Raw genomic sequence first — 561 nt, 5'->3', positions numbered from 1 at the left:
GGCGTTGGTGCGCGGATCAGCCGATGAGCGGAGCTCGTTCATTGATGGGGCCGCTTATTTGGTTGCTCCCGCCGATGCTTGGCAACGAACGGATTTCGGGCGACCGCAGGCGAGCATTCGGTTCAAAATCGTGACCCCGATTGCAGCCTCTGTCTGTTGAGCGAGGAATGACCGAGCGCGCAAACGTGGTCCAATAATGCCTTTGTATCGACCCATCGCGGTTTCAACCAAAGCTCGTTTGCCGTAGCCAGTTGATGCCTGCCATTTCAGCCGGCCATCTTTCTGCATGGAGGTTATGTGGTCGTCTCTCTGGCAGCATGCTTGGACAATAGGCCGTTCAACCGCGTTCGAGCGCGGTGGAATGATGACCCTTGCGCCTGCGCTGTGATGGAAAACAGCGTCGTAGGTTAGGTAGCCATCATAGGCTCCATCGGCCGTGAAGTTGTCGATCTCATCATCGATCTGATCCAACAACGGCTTCAGCTGCGAGGTATCGCCGGTTTCCTGATCTGTCAGGCTATGGGCAATGATCTCGCCACTGTCAGCATCAACAGCCAGATG

At 56.0% G+C, this 561-nt stretch carries 1 protein-coding gene; it reads right to left on the bottom strand.

Going from position 1 to position 561, the window contains the following annotated elements:
* Positions 1–54 precede the first annotated feature (54 nt).
* A partial coding sequence (locus tag ACYQ6M_RS30370; RefSeq protein ID WP_460077699.1) for an IS5 family transposase occupies positions 55–561 on the bottom strand: 507 nt, incomplete at its 5' end.

The sequence above is a fragment of the Roseibium sp. ROS1 genome (assembly GCF_054658215.1).
This window is presented reverse-complemented; position numbering and strand designations above follow the sequence as displayed.